A 21,760-nucleotide genomic window follows, 5' to 3' on the forward strand; every position below is an offset into this window, starting at 1 on the left:
GGGAAGCCACGGGCACCGGGCCCGGACGACCCCGTACCCTGGTGGGCGAGATGAGCGCGAAGACTTACGAGGTGCGCACCTACGGGTGCCAGATGAATGTCCACGACTCCGAGCGGCTGTCCGGCCTGCTGGAGGGAGCCGGATACGTCCGCGCGCCCGAAGGCGCCGACGGCGACGCCGACGTCGTCGTCTTCAACACCTGTGCGGTGCGGGAGAACGCCGACAACAAGCTGTACGGAAATCTCGGCCGGCTCGCGCCGATGAAGACCAAGCGGCCCGGCATGCAGATCGCCGTCGGCGGCTGTCTGGCGCAGAAGGACCGCGACACCATCGTGCGCCGCGCGCCCTGGGTCGATGTCGTCTTCGGGACGCACAACATCGGCAAGCTGCCGGTCCTCCTGGAGCGCGCGCGTGTCCAGGAAGAGGCGCAGGTCGAGATCGCCGAGTCACTGGAGGCATTCCCCTCCACACTGCCGACCCGCCGTGAGTCCGCCTACGCCGCGTGGGTCTCCATCTCCGTCGGCTGCAACAACACCTGTACCTTCTGCATCGTCCCCGCCCTGCGCGGCAAGGAGAAGGACCGCCGCCCCGGCGACATCCTGGCCGAGATCGAGGCGCTGGTCGCCGAGGGCGTCTCCGAGATCACGCTGCTGGGCCAGAACGTCAACGCGTACGGCTCCGACATCGGCGACCGTGAGGCGTTCTCCAAACTGCTGCGGGCCTGTGGCGCGATCGAGGGCCTGGAGCGCGTCCGCTTCACCTCACCGCACCCGCGTGACTTCACGGACGATGTGATCGCCGCGATGGCCGAGACACCGAATGTGATGCCGCAGCTCCACATGCCGCTCCAGTCCGGCTCGGACATCATCCTCAAGGCGATGCGCCGCTCGTACCGGCAGGACCGTTACCTCGGCATCATCGACAAGGTGCGCGCCGCCATTCCGCACGCCGCCATCTCCACCGACATCATTGTGGGCTTCCCCGGCGAGACCGAGGAGGACTTCGAGCAGACCATGCGGGTGGTGCGCGAGGCGCGCTTCGCGCAGGCCTTCACCTTCCAGTACTCGAAGCGCCCCGGGACACCCGCCGCCGAGATGGCGGACCAGATCCCCAAGGAGGTCGTCCAGGAGCGCTACATGCGCCTGTCCGCCCTTCAGGAGGAGATCTCCTGGGCGGAGAACAAGACACAGGTCGGCCGGACGCTGGAGGTCATGGTCGCCGAGGGCGAGGGACGCAAGGACGGCGCCACCCACCGGCTGTCGGGACGTGCCCCGGACAACCGCCTCGTCCACTTCACCAAGCCGGACGACGAGGTGCGCCCGGGCGATGTGGTGACCGTCGAGATTACGTACGCGGCTCCGCACCATCTGCTCGCCGAGGGGCCGACGCGCACGGTGCGCAGGACCCGCGCCGGCGATGCCTGGGACAAGCGGAACGCGTCCGGGGCCGCGAAGCCCGCGGGTGTGCTGCTGGGCCTTCCCACGATCGGGGTACCCGCCCCGCTGCCGGCCGTGAGCGGCGGTTGCAGCGTCGAGTGAGCGGGGCCGGTCGGGCCTGACCGGGCGCGGGGCCGACCGCTCCCGCCCCCGCGCTAGGGTGCGATCATGCTGGTCGCCGCTGCTGTCTGCCCCTGTCCGCCGCTGCTCGTGCCCGCCGTGGCAGCGGGGGCGGCCCCCGAGCTGGACGCGCTGCGCGCCGCGTGCGCCGATGCCCTCGGGGTGCTGTCCGCCGCACGGCCCGACCGGCTGATCGTCGTCGGACCCGCCGAGGAGGAGGGCCGGGGGCCGCATCCTCAGGGCGCCACCGGGTCCTTCCGCGGCTTCGGGGTGGCTCTCGACGTCGTGCTGGGCGGAGGCGGAGCCGTCGTCGGCGAGCACGACGAGCGCGAGCTGCCGGCCTCCCTGGCCGTTGCCGCCTGGCTGCTGGAGCGTGTCCGCTGGTCCGCCGCTCCGGTCACCGGGCTCGGGGTCGGGGAACCTCTCGCCGCCGAGCGGTGTATTCAGACCGGACAGGAGATAGCGGCGCGCTCCGGCCGGGTGGCACTGCTGGTGATGGGCGACGCCGCCGCGTGCCGCTCGCTGAAGGCGCCCGGCTATCTCGACGAGCGCGCGGCCGGGTTCGACGAGGGGGTCGCCCGGGCCCTGGAGACGGCGGACGTGGCAGCGCTGAAGGCGCTGGACGCGGAGCTGGCGTACGAACTGAAGGCGGCGGGCCGGGCGCCGTGGCAGGTGCTCGCGGGCGCGGCCGAGGGCGCGGGCCTGGGCGGCCAGCTGCTGTACGAGGACGCGCCCTATGGCGTCGGGTATCTCGTCGCGGCCTGGTCCTAGCCTCACCCGCCGACGGGGACGACCGGGCCGACCGGGACGCGGGCCGGGTACGGGTACGGCAACGGCCGCGAGGCGCTGTGCTGCGCCCCGCGGCCGTGATGGCCGAGGTCGTCGGCCGGGAGCCGAGGGTCAGGTGGCGGGCGGCGGCGGGGGAGTACCGCCCTTACCGTCGTCCTTGTGGGCGAGCCGGTCCAGGGCGTCCTTCGCCTTGCCCGTACCGGAATCGATCTTGCTGCTGTACTTTCCCTTGGTCTTCTGATCGACCGCTCGGGCGGCCTTGTCCAGCCCGTGGCCGATTCTGTCCCCGTGATGTTGCGCGAGGTCAGAGACCTTGTCCTTGGCCGGAGACATCTTGGCCTTCAGTGAATCCAGGAAACCCATGGGCCACCTTCCCTCAGAGGAGTCAACAGCCTACTTGCGGGCGCTCTCCCCGGCCTCATTGTCCGCGGCGGCCTCCGCCGACTGCTGCTTCGGGATCTCCACACTCTCGGAGACCACGGCGCTCTCGGAGACCACGGCCCCGGCCTCGCCGCCCTCGGCCGGCCCGGCTTCCGCCGTGGCGTCTACCGTTGGAGGGACGGCCTGTGCCTCCGGGGTTGACGCCGCGGACGTGGCCGCAGACGTACGGCGAAACCACGCAAAAACACCCATATCTACTCCATAGCCTACTCGTGGGGGCGAAATTCCGCGCCGCCCGGAGCGTCCCATTGCGCCGCTCAGGGGCACCGGCCAGAAAACCGGCGGCCGGAACCTCGCAACAGGCAACGAACCCGGACGTGTGCCGTCACGTAACTCGTTCGGGTAGGGGCCCTCAAGTTTGCGAGACTGGGGACGTGAGAAGCGCAGCTCCCGCACCGCGGGTCATCGCCGTCGTCGGTCCCACCGCGGCCGGTAAGTCCGATCTGGGCGTCCACCTCGCCCGGCAACTCGACGGTGAGGTCATCAACGCCGACTCCATGCAGCTCTACCGTGGGATGGACATCGGAACCGCCAAGCTGACGACCGAGGAGCGGGCCGGCGTCCCGCACCATCTCCTCGACATCTGGGATGTCACCGAGGCCGCCAGCGTCGCCGAGTACCAGAAGCTCGCCAGGGCGCAGATCGAGCGGCTGCTCGCAGCGGGGCGCACCCCCGTCCTGGTGGGCGGCTCGGGGCTCTACGTACGGGGTGCCATCGACGCCCTCGACTTCCCCGGCACCGACCCCGAGGTGCGCGCCCGGCTCGAGGCGGAGCTCACCCTGCGCGGATCGGGCGCCCTGCACGCCCGGCTGTCCGCCGCGGACCCCCAGGCCGGCCGCGCGATCCTCCCCAGCAACGGCCGCCGTATCGTCCGGGCGCTGGAGGTGATCGAGATCACCGGCAAGCCCTTCACGGCCAATCTGCCGGGCCACGACGCGGTATACGACACCGTGCAGATCGGAGTCGATGTCGACCGCCCCGAGCTGGACACGCGGATCGCGCGGCGGGTGGACCGGATGTGGGAGGCGGGACTCGTGGACGAGGTGCGCGCCCTGGAGGCCCGGGGCCTGCGCGAAGGGCGGACCGCGTCGCGCGCGCTCGGCTACCAGCAGGTTCTCGCGGCGCTGGCGGGGGAGTGCACCGACGACGAGGCGCGTGCGGAGACCGTGCGCGCCACCAAACGCTTCGCCCGCCGCCAGGACTCGTGGTTCCGCCGCGACGCGCGCGTGCACTGGCTGAGCGGCGGAACGGAGCACCGGGAGGAACTCCCGCACCGGGCGCTGGCGTTGGTCGAACGGGCGGTTACAGCCTGATCACGTGATGGCATCGGGACGCTCCGCCCGTCATTCCGGTACCCATGAGCGTGCCATCATCGAGCATCGATCGACCATCGGGCATCGATCAGCCAGTGGAGTCGGACTTGGGAGGGCGCGTGGCGATGGAGGCCGGCCCTCGCAACGGACAACCCGCGGTACCGGACACGCAGGATGACGCCCCACGGCTGAGTCCTGACGGGCCGGAAGAAGAGACCGTGACCCCGGAGGTCGAGGTCGAACTGCGGCCGCAGCGCCGGCTGCGGATCTGGCAGCTGGCCCCGATCGTGATGCTCGCGGCGATCGGCTCCCTGATGTTCGCCTTCCCCCTCGCCTTCGGTACCGGGGACGGCGGAGCGGTCGTCGCCATGCTGGGACTGCTGATCAGCTGCTGCGCGGCGGGCTGGGGCATGATGGCCGCCCGCCGGGTGGGCCACACCTGGCCGGGACTGCCCTCGCGCTCCTCCGGCGAGCGCCCGGACTGGCGGGTCATCGCCCTGTACGTGACCGTGGCCGCCGCCCTGGTCGCCCTCGCCGTCTGGCGCGTCGCCCGGCTGCGCTGACCTCGGCGCCCCGCCGGGACGCCGGACAGCGGATCTGTCGGTGCCGGCTCGTACGATGGTCCCGTGAGCACCTCGCAGAGCGCACCGATCGCCTTCCTCAAGGGCCACGGGACCGAGAACGACTTCGTGATCGTTCCCGACCCGGACAACGTCATCGACCTGCCCGCACGGGCCGTCGCCCGCCTCTGTGACCGCCGGGCCGGCATCGGCGGAGACGGGCTGCTGCATGTCGTGCGGTCCGCGGCGCACCCCGAGGCACGTGCCATGGCAGGCGAGGCCGAGTGGTTCATGGACTACCGCAATGCCGACGGATCCATCGCCGAGATGTGCGGCAACGGCGTGCGGGTCTTCGCCCGCTATCTGCAGCGTGCCGGCCATGTGGAGGCGGGCGACCTGGCCGTGGCCACGCGCGGCGGCGTGAAGAAGGTGCACCTCGCCAAGAACGCCGAGACCAAGAACGGCATCGAGGGCGGCGCCATCACCGTCCACATGGGACGCGCCGCGCTCCCCGAGGACGGTGTGACGGTCACCGTCGGCGACCGCGCCTGGCCCGCCCTCAACGTCAATATGGGCAATCCGCACGCGGTCGCGTTCGTGGACGACCTGGCGCACGCCGGGAATCTGTTCTCCGAGCCGCCCGTCAGCCCCGGGTCCGTCTACCCGGACGGGGTGAATGTCGAATTCGTCGTCGACCGCGGTCCCCGCCATGTCGCCATGCGCGTCCATGAGCGCGGCTCGGGAGAGACCCGCTCCTGCGGCACGGGCGCCTGCGCCGTGGCCGTCGCCGCGGCGCGCAGGGACGGCGACGACCCCGCGGTGACCGGCGTCCCCGTCACGTACACCGTGGATCTTCCCGGCGGACGACTGGTCATCACGGAGCGTCCTGACGGCGAGATCGAGATGACCGGGCCCGCCGTGATCGTCGCTGAGGGTCACATCGACCCGGTGTGGCTCGAAACGGCCTTCGCATAACGCTTCGCTCGAATGGGTGATCCGTTTCCCGCCGGGCAAGGGCGGGACTGCTCCACGTGGTGGGCTCGGTAGCATCAAGCACCGGCCCGGAGGGCGCTCCTGCTCTTCCACCGCCGGACGAAGCTGCCGGAGGTGCCCATGAGTGCAGAGGCCACCAACCCTGGTGCCCATAGCCGCAGACGCGGTATTCCCAGGATCGACCTCCGCAGGCTCGGCAGGGCCGCGTTACTCGGTCCCGCTTCCAGGGACCGGCTGCCCGACGCCATCGGCCATGTCGCGGACGCCCACCGCGCGCACCATCCGGACGCCGATCTCGCCGTGCTGCACAAGGCGTACGTCCTCGCCGAGACCTCGCACCGCGGGCAGTACCGCAAGAGCGGCGAGCCGTACATCACGCATCCGCTGGCGGTGACCCTGATCCTCGCCGAACTGGGCGCCGAGACCACGACACTGACGGCCTCTCTTCTCCACGACACCGTCGAGGACACCGAAGTGACGCTCGACCAGGTGCGCGCGGAGTTCGGTGACGAGGTCTGCTATCTGGTCGACGGCGTGACCAAACTGGAGAAGGTCGACTACGGCGCCGCCGCGGAGCCCGAGACCTTCCGCAAGATGCTCGTCGCCACCGGCAACGACGTCCGGGTGATGTCGATCAAGCTGGCGGACCGGCTGCACAACATGCGCACCCTCGGGGTGATGCGTCCCGAGAAGCAGGCCCGTATCGCCAAGGTCACCCAGGACGTGCTCATTCCGCTCGCCGAACGCCTCGGCGTCCAGGCACTCAAGACCGAACTGGAGGATCTGGTCTTCGCGATCCTCCACCCCGAGGAGTACACGATCACCCGGGCCCTGATCGCGGACAACGCCACCGCGGGGGACGCGCTCGCGGTCATCTCCGAGGACGTTCGGCGGGTGCTGCGCGAGGCGGGCATCACCGCCGAGGTCCTCGTCAGGCCACGGCACTTCGTCTCCGTGCACCGGTCCAGGCTCAAACGCGGCGAGCTGCGCGGCACGGACTTCGGCAGGCTGCTGGTGCTGGTCGGCGAGGACGCCGACTGCTACGCCGTCCTGGGCGAGCTGCACACCTGCTTCACCCCGGTGATCTCGGAGTTCAAGGACTTCATCGCCGCCCCCAAGTTCAACCTGTACCAGTCGCTGCACACGGCGGTCGCGGGGCCGGACGGCGCGGTCGCCGAAGTCCTCATCCGTACGCATCAGATGCACCAGGTCGCCGAGGCCGGAGTCGTCGCGCTCGGCAACCCCTACGCCTCGGTCGACGTGGTGGAGCCGCAGGACGGTGAGCGCGCCGATCCGACCAGGCCCGGCTGGCTCTCCCGGCTGCTGGTGTGGCAGCAGGCGGCCCCCGACCCCGACACCTTCTGGACGACGCTCCGCGCCGACCTCGCGCAGGACCGGGAGATCACCGTCTTCCGCGCCGAGGGCGGCATGCTCGGGCTGCCGGTCGGGGCGACCTGTGTGGACGCGGCGTACGCCCAGTACGGCGAAGCGGCGCACGGCTGCCTCGGGGCGAGGGTCAACGGCCGGCTGGCGACGCTGAGCACGGTCCTGAGCGACGGTGACACGGTCCAGCTGCTGCTGGCCCAGGACGGGGGATCGGGGCCCTCGCGCGAGTGGCTGGACCACGCCCGTACGGCCAGTGCCCGGATCGCGATCACCGGATGGCTCGCGGCGCACCCGGAGGCCGTGGGACTTCCCGCCGTCGCGCCCCGTGCCCGCCTCGCCGTCACCGCCGACCGGCGCGGCGCCGCCAACGCCGTGGTGGACCCGCCGGGCGCGACCGTACGGCTGGCAGGCTGCTGTACGCCCGTACCGCCGGACGCGATCACCGGCTTCTCGGTCCGCGGCGGCGCCGTCACGGTCCACCGGGAGGAATGCCCGGCGGTGGCCCGGATGCGGGCCACCGACCGGGCCCCGGTCACGGTGAGCTGGGGAGACACGCCCGGGTGCCGGGTCACGCTGTACGCCGAGTCCTTCGGGCGTCCCCGGCTGCTCGCCGATCTCACGGAAGCCATCGCCACGGCGGGCGCCGCGATCGTCTCGGCCAACGTCGAGCCGCCCAGCGAGCAGCGCGTACGGCACACGTACACGCTGGAGCTGCCCGACGCGGCGGGGCTGACCCGGCTGATGCGCGCGATGCGCGACGTGCCCGGGGTGTACGACGTCAGCCGGGCCCAGCATCCGGCTACCGCCTGAGGACCGGCCTCCGGCGACCGCCCTCAAGGCCGCGCCGGAGGCCGGTTCGTCAACCGGGCGTGAAGAACGGCATCCGGCCGCCGCCGGGGCCCGGACCTGCCCCTTTCGGGTGGGTGCGGCGCGCGCCGTCTGCGCGCGCGGGGCCCGCGCTGGTAGCGGTGGCTCATGCTGCTCACCTCCCGCCGTCTGCGCGCCGCTCTGCTGGCCGCCGCCTCGGTCACCCTCGTCGCCGCGACCCTGCCCGCGCCCCAGCCGCTCGGCATCGGCGATCCGCTCTTCCCGCAGCTGGGCAATCCCGGCTACGACGTCCTCACCTACGACCTCGACTTCACCTACAGCGGCAACAACAGCAAGCCGCTGGCCGCCCTCACCAAGATCGACGCGCTGGTGACCCAGCGACTGGAGCGGATCAACCTCGACTTCACGCACGGCGTGGTCCGCTCGGTCGCCGTCAACGGCGCACCCGCGCGGTTCGTGACGGCCGGTGAGGACCTCGTCGTCACCCCCGCCAAAGCGGTGGACGCGGGCTCCCGGATGTGGATCACCGTCAGCCACACCAGCGACCCGAGGGGCACGGCCGGCGGCTGGGTGCGGACCACCGACGGGCTGGCGATGGCCAACCAGGCCGATGCGGCGCACCGCGTCTTCCCCGGCAACGATCACCCCGCGGACAAGGCCTACTTCACCTTCCGCATCACCGCGCCCCAGCGGCTGACGGCGGTGGCCAACGGTCTGCCCGAGGGGAAGACCCGCCACGGCGCGAACACCACCTGGACCTATCGCACCCGCCACCCCATGGCCACCGAACTGGCCCAGGTCTCCATCGGCGACTCGGCCGTGATCCGCCGCGCGGGGCCGCACGCACTGCCCGTACGGGACGTGGTGCCGGCCGCCGACCGCGGGAAACTGGAGCGCTGGCTCAAGAAGACACCGGCGCAGGTGCGGTGGATGGAGCAGCAGGTGGGCCGGTACCCCTTCGAGACGTACGGAGTGCTGGTAGCCGGCGCCGACACGGGCTTCGAGCTGGAGACCCAGACCCTCTCGCTCTTCGAGCGCTCCCTGTTCACCCGCTCCGAGTACCCGGAGTGGTACGTCGACTCGGTCATGGTCCACGAGCTGTCCCACCAGTGGTTCGGCGACAGTGTCTCGCCGCGCACCTGGTCCGATCTCTGGCTCAACGAAGGACATGCCACCTGGTACGAGGCGCTGTACGCGCAGGAGCACGCAAAGAAGTCACTGGAGGCGCGGATGCGGGCCGCCTACCGCAAGTCCGACGGCTGGCGGGCGGCGGGCGGCCCCCCGGCGGCCCCCGAGCCCCCGACGGCGGGGCACCAGATCAGCCTGTTCCGGCCGGTGGTGTACGACGGCAGCGCCCTGGTGCTCTACGCGCTGCGGCACGAGATCGGCGCGACGGCCTTCCAGCGGCTGGAGCGGGACTGGGTGCGCGACCACCAGGACGGGACCGCGACCACGGCGGACTTCACCGCGCTGGCGTCGGACATCGCGGGGCGTGACCTGTCCGCCTTCTTCACGGCATGGCTGTACGGGCGGAAGACCCCGCGGATGCCCGGCCACCCGGAGTGGCGGAGTGTCACCTCGACGAGGACGACCGGCACCGAGCAGGAAACCCGGCACCGCCCGGGCAGCGAGACAGCGCCCCTCAGCCGTGGCATCGTCCCGGAACAGAGCGTGAAACCCGAGTGACGGCCGACCCGAACCGTGCCACCATTCATGAGTCGGCGACGCGGCCGGGAATCAATCCTGGCCGTCACGCGTTGTGACTGGCATAAGCGACTTCTCCATCGACGTAAGGATCCAATGACCTCCTCTTCATCCCCTTCCCAGGACGCGCAGAGCTTCGCGGACACTCGCACGGACAGCCTTCGGGCCGATGCCCTGATGGAAGAGGACGTCGCCTGGAGCCACGAGATCGACGGAGAGCGGGACGGCGACCAGTTCGACCGCTCCGAGCGCGCCGCGCTGCGGCGTGTGGCGGGTCTCTCCACCGAGCTGGAAGACGTCACCGAGGTCGAGTACCGTCAGCTGCGCCTGGAGCGCGTCGTGCTGGTGGGTGTGTGGACCTCGGGGACCGTGCGTGACGCGGAGAACTCCCTCGCGGAGCTGGCGGCGCTCGCCGAGACGGCGGGTGCGCTGGTGCTCGACGGGGTGATCCAGCGCCGTGACAAGCCGGATCCGGCCACCTACATCGGCTCCGGCAAGGCCCAGGAGCTCCGGGACATCGTCCTGGAGAGCGGCGCCGACACCGTCGTCTGCGACGGTGAGCTGAGCCCCGGCCAGCTGATCCATCTCGAAGATGTCGTCAAGGTCAAGGTCGTCGACCGTACAGCCCTGATCCTCGACATCTTCGCGCAGCACGCCAAGTCCCGCGAGGGCAAGGCACAGGTCGCGCTGGCCCAAATGCAGTACATGCTGCCGCGGCTGCGCGGCTGGGGTCAGTCGCTGTCCCGGCAGATGGGTGGTGGCGGCGGTGGCGGCATGGCCACCCGCGGCCCCGGTGAGACCAAGATCGAGACGGACCGTCGGCGGATCCGCGAGAAGATGGCGAAGATGCGCCGGGAGATCGCGGAGATGAAGACGGGCCGCGAGATCAAGCGGCAGGAGCGGCGGCGCAACAAGGTGCCGTCGGTCGCCATCGCCGGATACACCAACGCGGGCAAGTCCTCCCTGCTCAACCGGCTCACCGGCGCGGGCGTGCTGGTGGAGAACGCGCTGTTCGCCACCCTCGACCCGACCGTGCGCCGGGCCGAGACACCGAGCGGCCGTCTTTACACCCTGGCCGACACGGTCGGGTTCGTCCGGCATCTGCCGCACCACCTCGTCGAGGCGTTCCGCTCCACGATGGAGGAGGTCGGCAACTCCGATCTCATCCTGCACGTGGTCGACGGCTCGCATCCGGCGCCGGAGGAGCAGCTGGCCGCCGTGCGTGAGGTGATCCGCGAGGTGGGCGCCGTGGACGTACGCGAGATCGTGGTGATCAACAAGGCGGACGCGGCGGACCCGCTGGTCCTGCAGCGCCTGCTGCGCATGGAACGGCACTCTATTGCCGTCTCGGCGCGCACCGGCATGGGCATGGGTGAGCTGCTCGCACTCATCGACGCCGAGTTGCCCCGTCCCGAGGTCGAGGTCGAGGTGCTCCTGCCGTACACGCAGGGCGGACTGGTCTCGCGGGTGCATGCCGACGGCGAGGTGCTCTCCGAGGAACACACCCCGGAGGGCACAGCGCTCAAGGCCCGCGTCCATGAGGAACTGGCCGCCGCGCTCGCTCCCTATGTGCCGGTCGCCCGCTGAGCACACCGGTAGCTGACTGACCGTACGACAAAGGCCCGCACCCTCGACACGAGGGTGCGGGCCTTCGCCCTGTGCGTCTCCGCCCCAGCCGGACCCATGGACGCGAACGCCCGTGGCCGGCTCGCGCGTTACTGGCCCGCGAACTTCTCGCTGACGCCGTCGTAGAGGCCCTTGGCCACATCGCCGAGGCGCGGTCCGGCCAGCCAGCCGGCTGTCACCGGGCCTATGGAGGTGTTGGACACCAGGGCGGGCTTGCCGTCCCGGCCGTTCGCGACCCAGCCGCCGCCCGACGAACCGCCGGTCATGGTGCAGCCGATGCGGTACATCGTCGGGTCCTCGGCCGTCAGCGACAGCCGGCCCGGCTTGTCCTGGCACTGGAAGAGCTTCTGGCCCTCGTACGGCGGCGCCGCCGGATATCCGGTCGCGGTCATGGCGGCGATCTCCGCGGTGGCCGGAGCGTTGAAGTCCACCGGCAGAGCCGAACCGACCGTCTCCTCCAGCGACTTGCCGCCGCTGCCCTTCTCCGGGGTCACATGGATCACCGCGAAGTCGTACGGCGCCCCCTGGCCGCCCGTCGAGGCGCCCTGGGAGATCCACTGCTCGGAGGTCTGGCCCCAGTCGGCCCACCACACGCCGTGCGGAGCGGCCTGCTCCTTGGTGGCGCTCTCCAACTCGGCCATCGAGAGGCCGCCGTTGTTGTACGAGGGCACGAAGGCGAGGTTGCGGTACCAGCCGCCGCTCTTGCCTGCGTGCACACAATGACCCGCGGTCCACACCATGTTGGACTTACCGGGGTGGGCCGGGTCCTTGACCACGGTCGCCGAGCAGACCATCGAGCCCTCGGGCCCGTCGAAGAACAGCTTGCCCGCCTCGGCCACGTTGTCGCCGTACGGCGTCTTCACGGCCTGCGCGTCGACCGGCTGCGGCGTCGGGTCGGTGACTCCCTCGTCGCCCGAGATGTCCTGCTCGTCGACCGGCTTGTCGGGCTCCTCCGCGTCCCGCATCCGGTCCTGGTCCCAGAGGCCCTCGATGATCGGATTGACGAAGTCCCTGGCCTCACGCAGCCAGGTGTCCTTGTCCCAGTTCTTCCACTCGCCGCCGCGCCACTTGTCCAGATCGATCCCGCGATCCTTGAGCCGGTCCTTGAGATCGTCGGGAATCGTGATCTTGCCGTCGGACGAACCGCCGGCGGTCTCGCTCGCCTGGGCCGACGCGTTGTCGTCGCCCGGCCCGCAGGCGGTGGCCGTCAGCGCGAGGGCCGCGGCGACCGAGACGGCGCCGAGTACGGGAGAGATTCTGCGCCGTGCGCTCCTCCCACGGCGTGCGGCGAGCGTCGGGCGAATGGGTCGCATGGCGTGATCCCCCTGGGACTTCGGAACAGTTCGGAACAGAGTGCGCACCCCGGTCACGGTGCCGGAGCCGGGACGCGGCCCCCCACTATGCCGGTGCTGATGGGGACGGCGTACGGCAGGGCCGCGGTTCCGCGACCCGAAGGATCTTCCGATCGGCCGTGATCCCCGGCACCCGCCGTCGTTGGTACGTAGGGGGCGACGTCAGCGTTCACGGTCGAACACTCGGCAGGTGAGCGCCGTACTGACGTGAGACTGAACGTGACAGCGGAAGGACCGACAGCCGTGGCCGTGACCGAACCAGCTCCGGCGGCGCCGACCATCGCCCACGAGGGCATCCTCCGGCGTCAGTCCCTGCGCGAACCGGCCGCCCGTACCTACGCGAGATCGCTGCCCATCGTGCCGGTGCGCGCACGGGGGCTGACGATCGAAGGGGCGGACGGGCGGCGGTATCTGGACTGCCTCTCCGGCGCGGGGACCTTGGCGCTCGGACACAATCACCCGGTGGTCCTGGAGGCGATCAGGAAAGTCCTCGACTCCGGTGCGCCGTTGCAGGCACTTGACCTCGCCACGCCCGTCAAGGACGCCTTCCTCACTGAGCTGTTCGCCACCCTGCCACGGCAGTTCGCCGGCAACGCCCGCGTGCGATTCTGCGGTCCCGCGGGCACGGACGCGGTCGAGGCCGCCTTCAAGCTCGTCCGCGCCGCCACCGGCCGCAGCGGCCTCCTCGCCTTCACCGGGGCGTACCACGGGATGACGGCCGGAGCCCTCGCCGCCTCCGGCGGTGCCCAGGACGTCCGGGTGACCCGGCTGCCCTATCCGTACAGCTACCGGTGCCCCTTCGGTATCGGCGGGGAACGCGGCGCCGAACTCTCCGCCCGCTGGACCGAGAGCCTGCTCGACGACTCCAGGGGCGGACTGCCCGCCCCCGCCGGAATGATCCTCGAACCGGTGCAGGGCGAGGGCGGCATCATCCCCGCCCCCGACGCCTGGCTGCGCAGGATGCGGGAGATCACCGAGAGCCGGTCCATCCCGCTCATCGCAGACGAGGTGCAGACAGGAGTCGGGAGGACCGGTACCTTCTGGGCCGTGGAGCACAGCGGGATCACCCCTGACGTCATGGTGCTTTCCCAAGCGATCGGCGGCTCCCTTCCCCTGGCCGTGATCGTGTACCACTCGGACCTCGACTGCTGGCCGCCCGGAGAGCGTGCGGGCACCTTCCGCGGTAACCAGCTCGCGATGGCGGCGGGCGCGGCCACCCTCGCGTACGTACGGGAGAACAAGCTCGCCGATCGTGCCGCGACCCTCGGCGCGCGCCTGCTGGGACAGCTCCAGGGCCTCGCCGTGCACCACCCGTGCATCGGAGACGTACGCGGCCGCGGGCTCATGATCGGTGTCGAACTCGTCGCCACGGACGCCGGCGACCCCGCCCCGCCGGATCCCGCCCTCGCCGCGGCGGTTCAGCGAGAATGTCTCAGCCGCGGTCTCATCGTCGAACTCGGTGGACGCCGGTCCGCCGTCGTACGTCTGCTCCCTCCGCTCACCCTCACCGATGAACAGGCCGTGGCGGTCCTCGACCGCTTCGCCGACGCCCTGGCCGCCGCGGAGCGTGCCGTGCTCCGCCGGACAGAAACCGGCCCGTCGTACTGACTCTGGACACCCCCACAAGGAAGCCTTCCGTGAACTCCACTCCCGCACCTGATGTGCCCGAGGCCCACGGCCGTCCCACCGCCGACGACCGGGGACACCGCCGAGGGCACGACCCGGCGCAAGCCCCCCGGACCGTCGAGTCACCGACCGTGCCCCGCCAACCGGCAGGTGGCTTCGACGAACACCTCGCCTCCACCGCCGACCTGTCAGCGGGGCTACCGGCCGCCGACTACCTCGACCATCCCGACCCCCACAAGGCCGCCGACTCCGCGGCGGTCGAGAATCTGCTGCGCTGCTGGGTCAGGGAGAACAACCTGCCCCGCCCCGACGGCAATGTGCTGCGGATCCCGCTCGACGTCAGTGGCATCGCCCTTCTGGTCCCCGTCCGGTACTGGTCGGCCACGGGCTGGCACCGCTTCGGCATGCCGTTCCTGGAGAGCGGCCCGCACAACGCCCCCGCCGCCGAGGCCGTCACGGTCGCCGCACTCCTCAGCCGTGAGTCCGGCCGCTACCAGGGCGCCGATCTGGTCGGCAGGGTCGCCAACTCCGTCAGCCACACAGCCGACTTCCTCACCGACCGGCGCCGCCGTCCCGAAGCCGCCGCGGACGCGGACCTGTTCCTCACCGCCGAACAGTCGCTGCTGCTCGGGCACCCCCTCCATCCCACACCGAAGAGCCGAGAAGGACTCTCCGAGGCCGAAGCCCGCCTCTACTCACCCGAGTTGCGCGGCTCCTTCCCGCTGCACTGGATGGCCGTCGACCGGTCCGTGCTCGCCGCCGACTCGGCCTGGACCGAGCAGGGCCGCATCGTGCCCGCCGGCCTGCTGACGGCCCGCCTACTGGGAGACGTCCCTCTTCCCGATCACACCGTGCCCCTGCCTCTCCACCCCTGGCAGGCCCGCGAATTACGGCAGCGACCCGCCGTCGCCGGACTCCTCGACGCCGGCCTCCTCCACGACCTCGGGCCCCACGGAACCCCCTGGCATCCCACCTCCTCGATCCGGACCGTGCACCGGCCCGGCGCCCGGGCCATGCTCAAGCTCTCCCTCGGCGTGCGCATCACCAACTCCCGTCGCGAGAACCTCCGCAAGGAACTCCACCGGGGCGTCGAGGTCCACCGGCTGCTGCGCAGCGGCCTCGCCAAGGAATGGCACGCCGCCCACCCCGGCTTCGACATCGTCCGCGACCCCGCCTGGCTCGCCGTCGACACCCCGGACGGCGAAGCGGTGGGCGGACTCGACGTCATGCTCCGCCACAACCCGTTCGCCGCCGGCGACGACGCCGTCTGCATCGCCGGACTGACCGCTCCGCGCCCCTATCCCGGCCGAACCGGCATGTATTCGCGCCTGGCCGAGACCATCGCCGGCCTCGCCGCCCGTACCGGCCGTTCCACCGGAGCCGTGTCCGCAGAGTGGTTCCTGCGCTACCTCGACCAGGTGGTACGCCCGGTGCTCTGGCTGGACGGCACAGCGGGCATCGCCCTGGAGGCTCACCAGCAGAACACCCTGGTGCTCCTCGACACCGACGGCTGGCCCGTCGGCGGCCGCTACCGCGACAACCAGGGCTATTACTTCCGTGAATCCCACCGCCCTTCGCTGGAAAGCCGTCTCCCCGGCATCGGCTCGGTGAGCGACACCTTTGTCTCCGACGAGGTCACCGACGAGCGCTTCGCCTACTACCTCGGCATCAACAACGTCTTCGGTCTGATCGGAGCGTTCGGCGCCCAGGGCCTCGCCGACGAACGCGTCCTCCTCGCCGCCTTCCGACAGTTCCTCTCCCGCGCGGCGGAGCTCGGCTCAGCGCTGCCCGGCCAGCTCCTGGAGTCACCCACGCTGCGCTGCAAGGCCAATCTGCTCACCCGGCTGCACGGCCTCGACGAGCTCGTCGGCCCCGTCGACACCCAGTCCGTCTACGTCACCATCACCAACCCCCTTCGCCATTGAACGAACACGACTCGTCCGAACTGCTGAGAGGAGAGCGCCACTGTGCCTCCCACCGACGCGAGCACCGACACCGGAACCAGCCCCACCCCGCATATCGGCGGGGGCGCCGACGACACTCTTGATCTGCGGCTGCCCGAGGAGCTCATCGCACTGTTCGGAGAGGGCACCCCGACAGCCGTCGGGGTGCCGTCCGACGTTGCCTCAGCCGGCGGCCTGCTCGACGCCCCCGCCGGCTGGGGCCCGGTCACCACGTCCGTCGGTGTCTTCCGGCTCGTTCCCGTCCGCATCGAGCGTGATCTGGCACGGATCACCCGCTGGATGAACGACCCCGCCGTCGCCGCCTTCTGGGAACTTTCCGGTCCGGAAGCCGTCACCGCCGCCCATCTGCGCCCCCAGCTCGAAGGCGACGGCCGCAGCATCCCCTGTCTCGGTGTGCTGAACGGGATCCCCATGAGCTACTGGGAGATCTACCGCGCGGACCTCGACCCCCTCGCACGCCACTACCCCTCCCGTCCGCACGACACCGGAATCCATCTGCTCGTCGCCGGCGTCGCCGACCGCGGCCGCGGAGTCGGCACCACCCTCCTCAGAGCGGTCTCCGGTCTTGTCCTCGACCACCGCCCACGCTGCGGGCGCGTCATCGCCGAACCCGACCTGCGCAACACCCCCTCCGTGTCCGCCTTTCTCAGCGCCGGCTTCCGCTTCCAGGCGGAAGTCGATCTCCCCGACAAGCGAGCCGCCCTCATGGTCCGCGACCGCGCCCTTCGCGACCTGCTGTGAACGGTCCGCTGCCTTACATACACCGCTCGATCCCCATCGGTTCCGTCCCGAGGAGTCCATGTGCCGCAGTTCCCCGTCCCCGATGACTCCACCGGCCCCACCGGCTCCGCCGAGCCGACCGCGCTCTTCTCCCCACCCGAGCTGAATCCAGGGGCCTGGGAGCGGGCGGCCGGTCGCCTTCTCGCCAAACTGCTCGGGGAATTCGCGTACGAGGAGATCATCGAGCCGGTCCCGGGGACCGCCGACGGCCAGTACGCGCTCACGGTCGACACCGGCGAGGCGCTCACCTTCCGGGCCGCGCGCGGCGCGTACGGCAGCTGGCGCGTCGATCCGGAATCCATGGAATACGGGAACGAGCCCTTCACGGATCCCCTGCGGTTCCTGCTGCTGTCCCGCCGGCTGCTCGGACTCGACGGCGAAACGCTCGGCCATCTCGTCCGCGAACTCACCACCACACTCGCCGCCGACGCCCGGCTCGACCACACCGCCCTCACCGCCGCACACCTCGCCGACCTCGGCTACGCCGAACTCGAAGGGCACCAGACCGGCCATCCCTGGATCGTCCTGAACAAGGGCCGGATCGGCTTCTCCACCACCGATGCCGCCCGCTGGTCGCCCGAGGCGCGCACGCGGGCCCAGCTGCCCTGGATCGCGGTCAGCACCTCGCTCGCCACCTACCGGGGCGTGTCCGCCCTGGACACCCCCGACCGGCTCTACGGCCTCGAACTCGACGCCCCGGTCCGCGAGCGCTTCGACTCCGTACTCCGCGGCCGTGGTCTGGACCCCGCCGCCTATCTCTACCTCCCGGTGCACCCCTGGCAGTGGGACGAAGTGCTGGTGCAGCTCTACGCCCCCGCCATAGCCCAGGGAGCGATCGTCCCGCTCCCCACCGACGGTGATCTCCGACTGCCGCAGCAGTCCATCCGTACCTTCCTCAACGTCGGACGGCCCGACCGGCACACGGTCAAACTGCCGCTGTCCATCCTCAACACCCTCGTCTGGCGCGGACTGCCCACGGAGCGCACGCTCGCCGCCCCCGCTGTCACCGCCTGGGTGCACGGACTGCGCGACGCGGACCCCTTCCTGCGCGACGAGTGCGCGGTGATCCTGCTCGGTGAAGTCGCCTCCGTGACCGTCGAGCACCCCCTCTACGATCACCTCCCCGATGTTCCGTACCAGTACAGGGAGCTGCTCGGCGCGATCTGGCGTGAGCCCCTCCTGACCCGGCTGGCCCCCGGCGAGCGCGCCCGTACGCTTGCCGCTCTGCTCCACACGGATCAGCAGGGACGTTCCTTCACCGCCGAGCTCGTCGTTCGTTCAGGACTCGCCCCCGCCGTCTGGCTGCAGCGGCTGTTCTCGGCCCTGCTCCCGCCTCTGCTGCATTTCCTCTACCGCTACGGGACCGTCTTCTCCCCGCACGGCGAGAACGCCATCGTCGTCTTCGACGACCGGGACGTGCCGGTACGGCTCGCGATCAAGGATTTCGTCGACGACGTCAACATCAGCGCCCAGCCGCTGCCCGAGCACGACGCGATGCCCAGCGACGTGAAGGACGTCCTCCTCAAGGAGGAACCGGCCTTCCTCACCCAGTTCATCCATTCAGGGCTCTTCGTCGGTGTCTTCCGCTTCCTGGCGCCGCTGTGCCAGGAACAGCTGGGTGTGCCGGAGGAGGAGTTCTGGTCCCTCGTACGGGCGGAGATTCTGCGCTACCAGGTCCGCTTCCCGGAGTCCAAGGAGCGGTTCGAGACCTTCGACCTGCTCACGCCCCGTATCGAGCGCCTCTGCCTCAACCGCAACCGTCTTCATCTCGACGGGTACCGGGACCGCTCGGTCCGGCCGCACGCCGCCGTGCACGGCACGGTTCCCAACCCGCTGGCGTCTTGGCAGCCGAGCGAGTGATCGCCGATGTCAGTGGTGCCCCGTAGGGTGGTCGGGCTATGACGAAGCCATCACTTCCCGAGCTCCTCCATGCCGCCGTCACCTCTGTGGGCGGCGTGGAACGGCCAGGCCAGGTCACCATGGCCGAGGCCGTCGCCGAAGCCATCGACGCCCCGTCCCATCTGCTCGTCCAGGCCGGCACCGGCACCGGTAAGTCGCTCGGCTATCTGGTGCCCGCGCTGGCGCACGGAGAGCGGGTCGTGGTGGCCACCGCGACCCTGGCGCTGCAGCGCCAGCTCGTGGAGCGCGACCTTCCGCGTACGGTCGACGCACTGCACCCTCTCCTGCGCCGGCGCCCTGAGTTCGCCATGCTCAAGGGCCGTTCCAACTATCTGTGTCTGCACCGGCTGCACGAAGGCATGCCGCAGGACGAGGAGGAAGGGCTCTTCGACCAGTTCGAGGCGGCCGCTCCCACCAGCAAGCTGGGCCAGGACCTGCTGCGGATGCGGGACTGGGCGGACGCCACCGAGACCGGCGACCGCGACGACCTGACGCCCGGTGTCTCCGACCGCGCCTGGTCCCAGATCTCCGTCTCGTCCCGGGAGTGCCTGGGGGCGACGAAATGTGCGTACGGCGCCGAGTGCTTCGCCGAGCTGGCGCGTGAGCGCGCCAAGCTCGCCGAGGTCGTCGTCACCAACCACGCGCTCCTCGCGATCGACGCCATCGAGGGCGCCCCGGTGCTTCCGCAGCACGAGGTGCTGATTGTCGACGAGGCCCATGAGCTGGTCTCACGCGTCACCGGAGTCGCCACCGGCGAGCTGACCCCGGGACAGGTCAACCGCGCCGTGCGCCGCTCGGCGAAACTGGTGAACGAGAAGGCCGCGGACGCGCTGCAGACGGCGGCCGAGACCTTCGAACGGCTGATGGAGCTCGCCCTTCCCGGGCGGCTCGAAGAGATCCCCGAGGACCTCGGCTATGCCCTGATGGCGCTGCGTGACGCGGCCCGCACGGTCATCTCGGCGCTGGGCTCGACCCGCGACAAGTCCGTGCAGGACGAGGACGTCGTACGCAAGCAGGCGCTCGCCTCGGTCGAAGCCATCCATGGCGTGGCCGAGCGCATCGCCAACGGCTCCGAGTACGACGTCGTCTGGTACGAACGGCACGAGCGGTTCGGCGCGTCCCTCCGGGTCGCCCCGCTCTCCGTATCGGGGCTGTTGCGGGAGAAGCTCTTCGCCGACCGCTCCGTCGTCCTCACCTCCGCCACGCTCAAGCTCGGCGGTGACTTCAACGGAGTGGGCGCCTCGCTCGGTCTGGCGCCGGAAGGCACGGAGGGCGACGACATTCCCCAGTGGAAGGGCATCGACGTCGGCTCGCCCTTCGACTACCGCAAGCAGGGCATCCTCTATGTCGCCCGCCATCTTTCCCCTCCCGGCCGCGAGGGCTCGCGCGACGACATGATGGACGAGCTGGCCGAGCTGGTGGAGGCGGCGGGCGGTCGTACGCTCGGGCTCTTCTCCTCGATGCGGGCCGCCCAGGCCGCCGCGGAGGAGCTGCGCGGCCGGCTGGACGCCCCGATTCTGCTGCAGGGCGAGGAGACTCTCGGCGAGTTGATCAAGGCTTTCGCCGCCGATCCGAAGACCTGCCTGTTCGGCACGCTTTCCCTGTGGCAGGGGGTCGATGTGCCCGGTCCGAGCTCTCAGCTCGTGGTGATGGACCGGATTCCCTTCCCGCGTCCGGACGACCCGCTGATGAGCGCACGCCAGAAGGCGGTGGAGGAGGGCGGCGGCAATGGGTTCATGGCGGTGGCGGCGACGCACGCCGCCCTGCTGATGGCCCAGGGCGCCGGACGGCTCGTGCGGGCGAGCGGAGACCGTGGGGTCGTGGCCGTTCTCGACCCGAGGCTGGCCAACGCGCGGTACGGCAGCTTTCTGCGCAGCTCACTGCCCGATTTCTGGTACACCACGGACCGCGACCAAGCGCGGCGGTCCCTCGCGTCGATCGATGCCGTGGCCAAGGCCGACGGACGGTAGCCGTGGCCGTGTACACGATTGGTTGTCGCGGTACACCGCACACAGCAGGGCCCCGGGACCGGCGCAGCGGATCCCGGGGCCCGGTCGAAGCCGGTGGAGTCCTCACACCCGGCGCAGGACCGCCACCACCTTGCCGAGGATCGTCGCCTCGTCGCCGGGGATCGGTTGGTATGCCGCGTTGTGCGGGAGCAGCCAGACATGGCCGTCCTCGCGCCGGAAGCGCTTGACCGTCGCCTCGCCGTCCAGCATCGCGGCCACGATGTCGCCGTTCTCCGCGACGGGCTGACGGCGGACCGTCACCCAGTCACCGTCACAGATCGCTGCCTCGATCATCGAGTCACCGACGACCTTCAGGACGAACAGCTCTCCGTCACCCACCAGCTGGCGGGGGAGCGGGAAGACGTCCTCGACGGACTCCTCCGCGAGAATCGGCCCTCCGGCCGCGATCCGGCCGACCAGCGGAACGTACGAGGCGGCGGGCTTGCCGGTCGTGTCCGTCTGCTGGGTGCTCGGCTGGTCCGACCCCCGTACCTCGTACGCCCTGGGCCGGTGCGGATCCCGGCGCAGGAAGCCCTTACGCTCCAGAGCCATCAGCTGATGGGCGACCGACGAGGTGCTGGAGAGGCCCACGGCCTGGCCGATCTCCCGCATCGAAGGCGGGTACCCACGCCGCTGCACGGAGTCGCGGATGACTTCGATGACCCTGCGCTGCCGGTCCGTGAGTCCGGAGCTGTCCGCCCGGATTCCGGGAGGTCGGCCGGGCATCGAACGGCTGGGCTTGGGCCCCTCCGGGTTCGTGACTGCGTCATTCATGGCATGCACCGGCTCGAGTCGGCTCTGGGAGCGGTCCTGGGCAGTGATGGTGGCACTGTCTGCGGTGGTGGTCACGTCGGCCCCTCTCGAAGTGTTCTCCCTAGCTGGACAACGGTAGTAGCTTTCGAAAGGTTGCGCCAAACACACGTTCGAGTGAAAA

At 70.7% G+C, this 21,760-nt stretch carries 17 protein-coding genes; 13 read left to right on the forward strand and 4 right to left on the reverse strand.

Annotated elements, in window-relative coordinates:
* Positions 1 to 50: 50 nt before the first annotated feature.
* Together miaB and ACZ6MZ_RS07745 are read left to right on the forward strand one after the other, a co-directional pair.
* Entirely contained in the window at positions 51 to 1,538 is a 1,488-nt protein-coding gene (miaB, locus tag ACZ6MZ_RS07740; protein WP_384179904.1) for a tRNA (N6-isopentenyl adenosine(37)-C2)-methylthiotransferase MiaB, read from the forward strand.
* A 66-nt stretch (positions 1,539 to 1,604) separates the two neighbouring features.
* Positions 1,605 to 2,327 (forward strand): class III extradiol dioxygenase subunit B-like domain-containing protein, encoded by a 723-nt coding sequence (locus ACZ6MZ_RS07745; protein ID WP_469350444.1) that lies wholly within the window; start codon positions 1,605 to 1,607, stop codon positions 2,325 to 2,327.
* Between the two features lie 129 nt (positions 2,328 to 2,456).
* On the opposite strand, the gene ACZ6MZ_RS07750 is transcribed toward ACZ6MZ_RS07745, so the two are convergent.
* Together ACZ6MZ_RS07750 and ACZ6MZ_RS07755 are read right to left on the reverse strand one after the other, a co-directional pair.
* Positions 2,457 to 2,708 (reverse strand): antitoxin, encoded by a 252-nt coding sequence (locus tag ACZ6MZ_RS07750; protein ID WP_386876666.1) that lies wholly within the window; start codon positions 2,706 to 2,708, stop codon positions 2,457 to 2,459.
* A 30-nt stretch (positions 2,709 to 2,738) separates the two neighbouring features.
* Complete coding sequence (locus ACZ6MZ_RS07755; RefSeq protein WP_386876665.1) at positions 2,739 to 2,978, reverse strand: hypothetical protein; 240 nt, start codon at positions 2,976 to 2,978, stop codon at positions 2,739 to 2,741.
* 182 nt (positions 2,979 to 3,160) lie between these two features.
* On the opposite strand from ACZ6MZ_RS07755, the gene miaA reads away from it, so the two are divergent.
* The 6 genes from miaA (at position 3,161) to hflX (ending at position 11,157) form a co-directional block, all read left to right on the forward strand.
* On the forward strand, positions 3,161 to 4,099 hold the full coding sequence (miaA, locus tag ACZ6MZ_RS07760) for a tRNA (adenosine(37)-N6)-dimethylallyltransferase MiaA (RefSeq protein ID WP_389782536.1): 939 nt from the start codon (positions 3,161 to 3,163) through the stop codon (positions 4,097 to 4,099).
* 125 nt (positions 4,100 to 4,224) lie between these two features.
* Positions 4,225 to 4,662 carry a hypothetical protein gene (locus tag ACZ6MZ_RS07765; protein ID WP_384179914.1) on the forward strand — a complete coding sequence of 146 codons (438 nt, stop codon included), beginning with the start codon at positions 4,225 to 4,227 and terminating at the stop codon, positions 4,660 to 4,662.
* A 63-nt stretch (positions 4,663 to 4,725) separates the two neighbouring features.
* Positions 4,726 to 5,634 carry a diaminopimelate epimerase gene (dapF, locus tag ACZ6MZ_RS07770; RefSeq protein ID WP_389782535.1) on the forward strand — a complete coding sequence of 303 codons (909 nt, stop codon included), beginning with the start codon at positions 4,726 to 4,728 and terminating at the stop codon, positions 5,632 to 5,634.
* 138 nt (positions 5,635 to 5,772) lie between these two features.
* Positions 5,773 to 7,848: a RelA/SpoT family protein gene (locus ACZ6MZ_RS07775; protein WP_469350448.1), complete on the forward strand. Its 2,076-nt coding sequence runs from the start codon at positions 5,773 to 5,775 to the stop codon at positions 7,846 to 7,848.
* Positions 7,849 to 8,013: 165 nt separating this feature from the next.
* A complete protein-coding gene (locus tag ACZ6MZ_RS07780) occupies positions 8,014 to 9,552 on the forward strand; it encodes a M1 family metallopeptidase (RefSeq protein WP_469350449.1) in 1,539 nt (512 codons plus the stop codon).
* 114 nt (positions 9,553 to 9,666) lie between these two features.
* Positions 9,667 to 11,157, forward strand: coding sequence for a GTPase HflX (gene hflX / locus ACZ6MZ_RS07785; RefSeq protein ID WP_469350450.1), 1,491 nt, complete (start codon positions 9,667 to 9,669; stop codon positions 11,155 to 11,157).
* Between the two features lie 128 nt (positions 11,158 to 11,285).
* Here hflX and ACZ6MZ_RS07790 read toward each other — a convergent pair whose 3' ends face one another.
* On the reverse strand, positions 11,286 to 12,509 hold the full coding sequence (locus ACZ6MZ_RS07790; protein WP_384179924.1) for a trypsin-like serine peptidase: 1,224 nt from the start codon (positions 12,507 to 12,509) through the stop codon (positions 11,286 to 11,288).
* Positions 12,510 to 12,791: 282 nt separating this feature from the next.
* Between ACZ6MZ_RS07790 and ACZ6MZ_RS07795 the strand changes: the two genes are divergently transcribed.
* Genes ACZ6MZ_RS07795 through ACZ6MZ_RS07815 form a run of 5 tightly spaced genes read left to right on the forward strand, consistent with a single transcriptional unit; the run spans position 12,792 to position 20,787 of the window.
* A complete protein-coding gene (locus ACZ6MZ_RS07795) occupies positions 12,792 to 14,156 on the forward strand; it encodes a diaminobutyrate--2-oxoglutarate transaminase family protein (protein WP_469350452.1) in 1,365 nt (454 codons plus the stop codon).
* A 29-nt stretch (positions 14,157 to 14,185) separates the two neighbouring features.
* Complete coding sequence (locus tag ACZ6MZ_RS07800) at positions 14,186 to 16,099, forward strand: IucA/IucC family protein (protein ID WP_469350453.1); 1,914 nt, start codon at positions 14,186 to 14,188, stop codon at positions 16,097 to 16,099.
* 42 nt (positions 16,100 to 16,141) lie between these two features.
* Positions 16,142 to 16,879, forward strand: coding sequence for a GNAT family N-acetyltransferase (locus ACZ6MZ_RS07805; protein ID WP_389782517.1), 738 nt, complete (start codon positions 16,142 to 16,144; stop codon positions 16,877 to 16,879).
* A 60-nt stretch (positions 16,880 to 16,939) separates the two neighbouring features.
* Positions 16,940 to 18,778 carry an IucA/IucC family protein gene (locus ACZ6MZ_RS07810; RefSeq protein ID WP_469350455.1) on the forward strand — a complete coding sequence of 613 codons (1,839 nt, stop codon included), beginning with the start codon at positions 16,940 to 16,942 and terminating at the stop codon, positions 18,776 to 18,778.
* Between the two features lie 38 nt (positions 18,779 to 18,816).
* Positions 18,817 to 20,787, forward strand: a complete 1,971-nt coding sequence (locus tag ACZ6MZ_RS07815; protein WP_469350457.1) for an ATP-dependent DNA helicase — start codon at positions 18,817 to 18,819, stop codon at positions 20,785 to 20,787.
* Positions 20,788 to 20,889: 102 nt separating this feature from the next.
* Here the strand turns inward: ACZ6MZ_RS07815 and lexA are convergent, their stop codons facing one another.
* On the reverse strand, positions 20,890 to 21,675 hold the full coding sequence (gene lexA / locus ACZ6MZ_RS07820; RefSeq protein WP_389782514.1) for a transcriptional repressor LexA: 786 nt from the start codon (positions 21,673 to 21,675) through the stop codon (positions 20,890 to 20,892).
* Positions 21,676 to 21,760 lie beyond the last annotated feature (85 nt).

Source organism: Streptomyces sp. NPDC042201 (genome assembly GCF_055582185.1).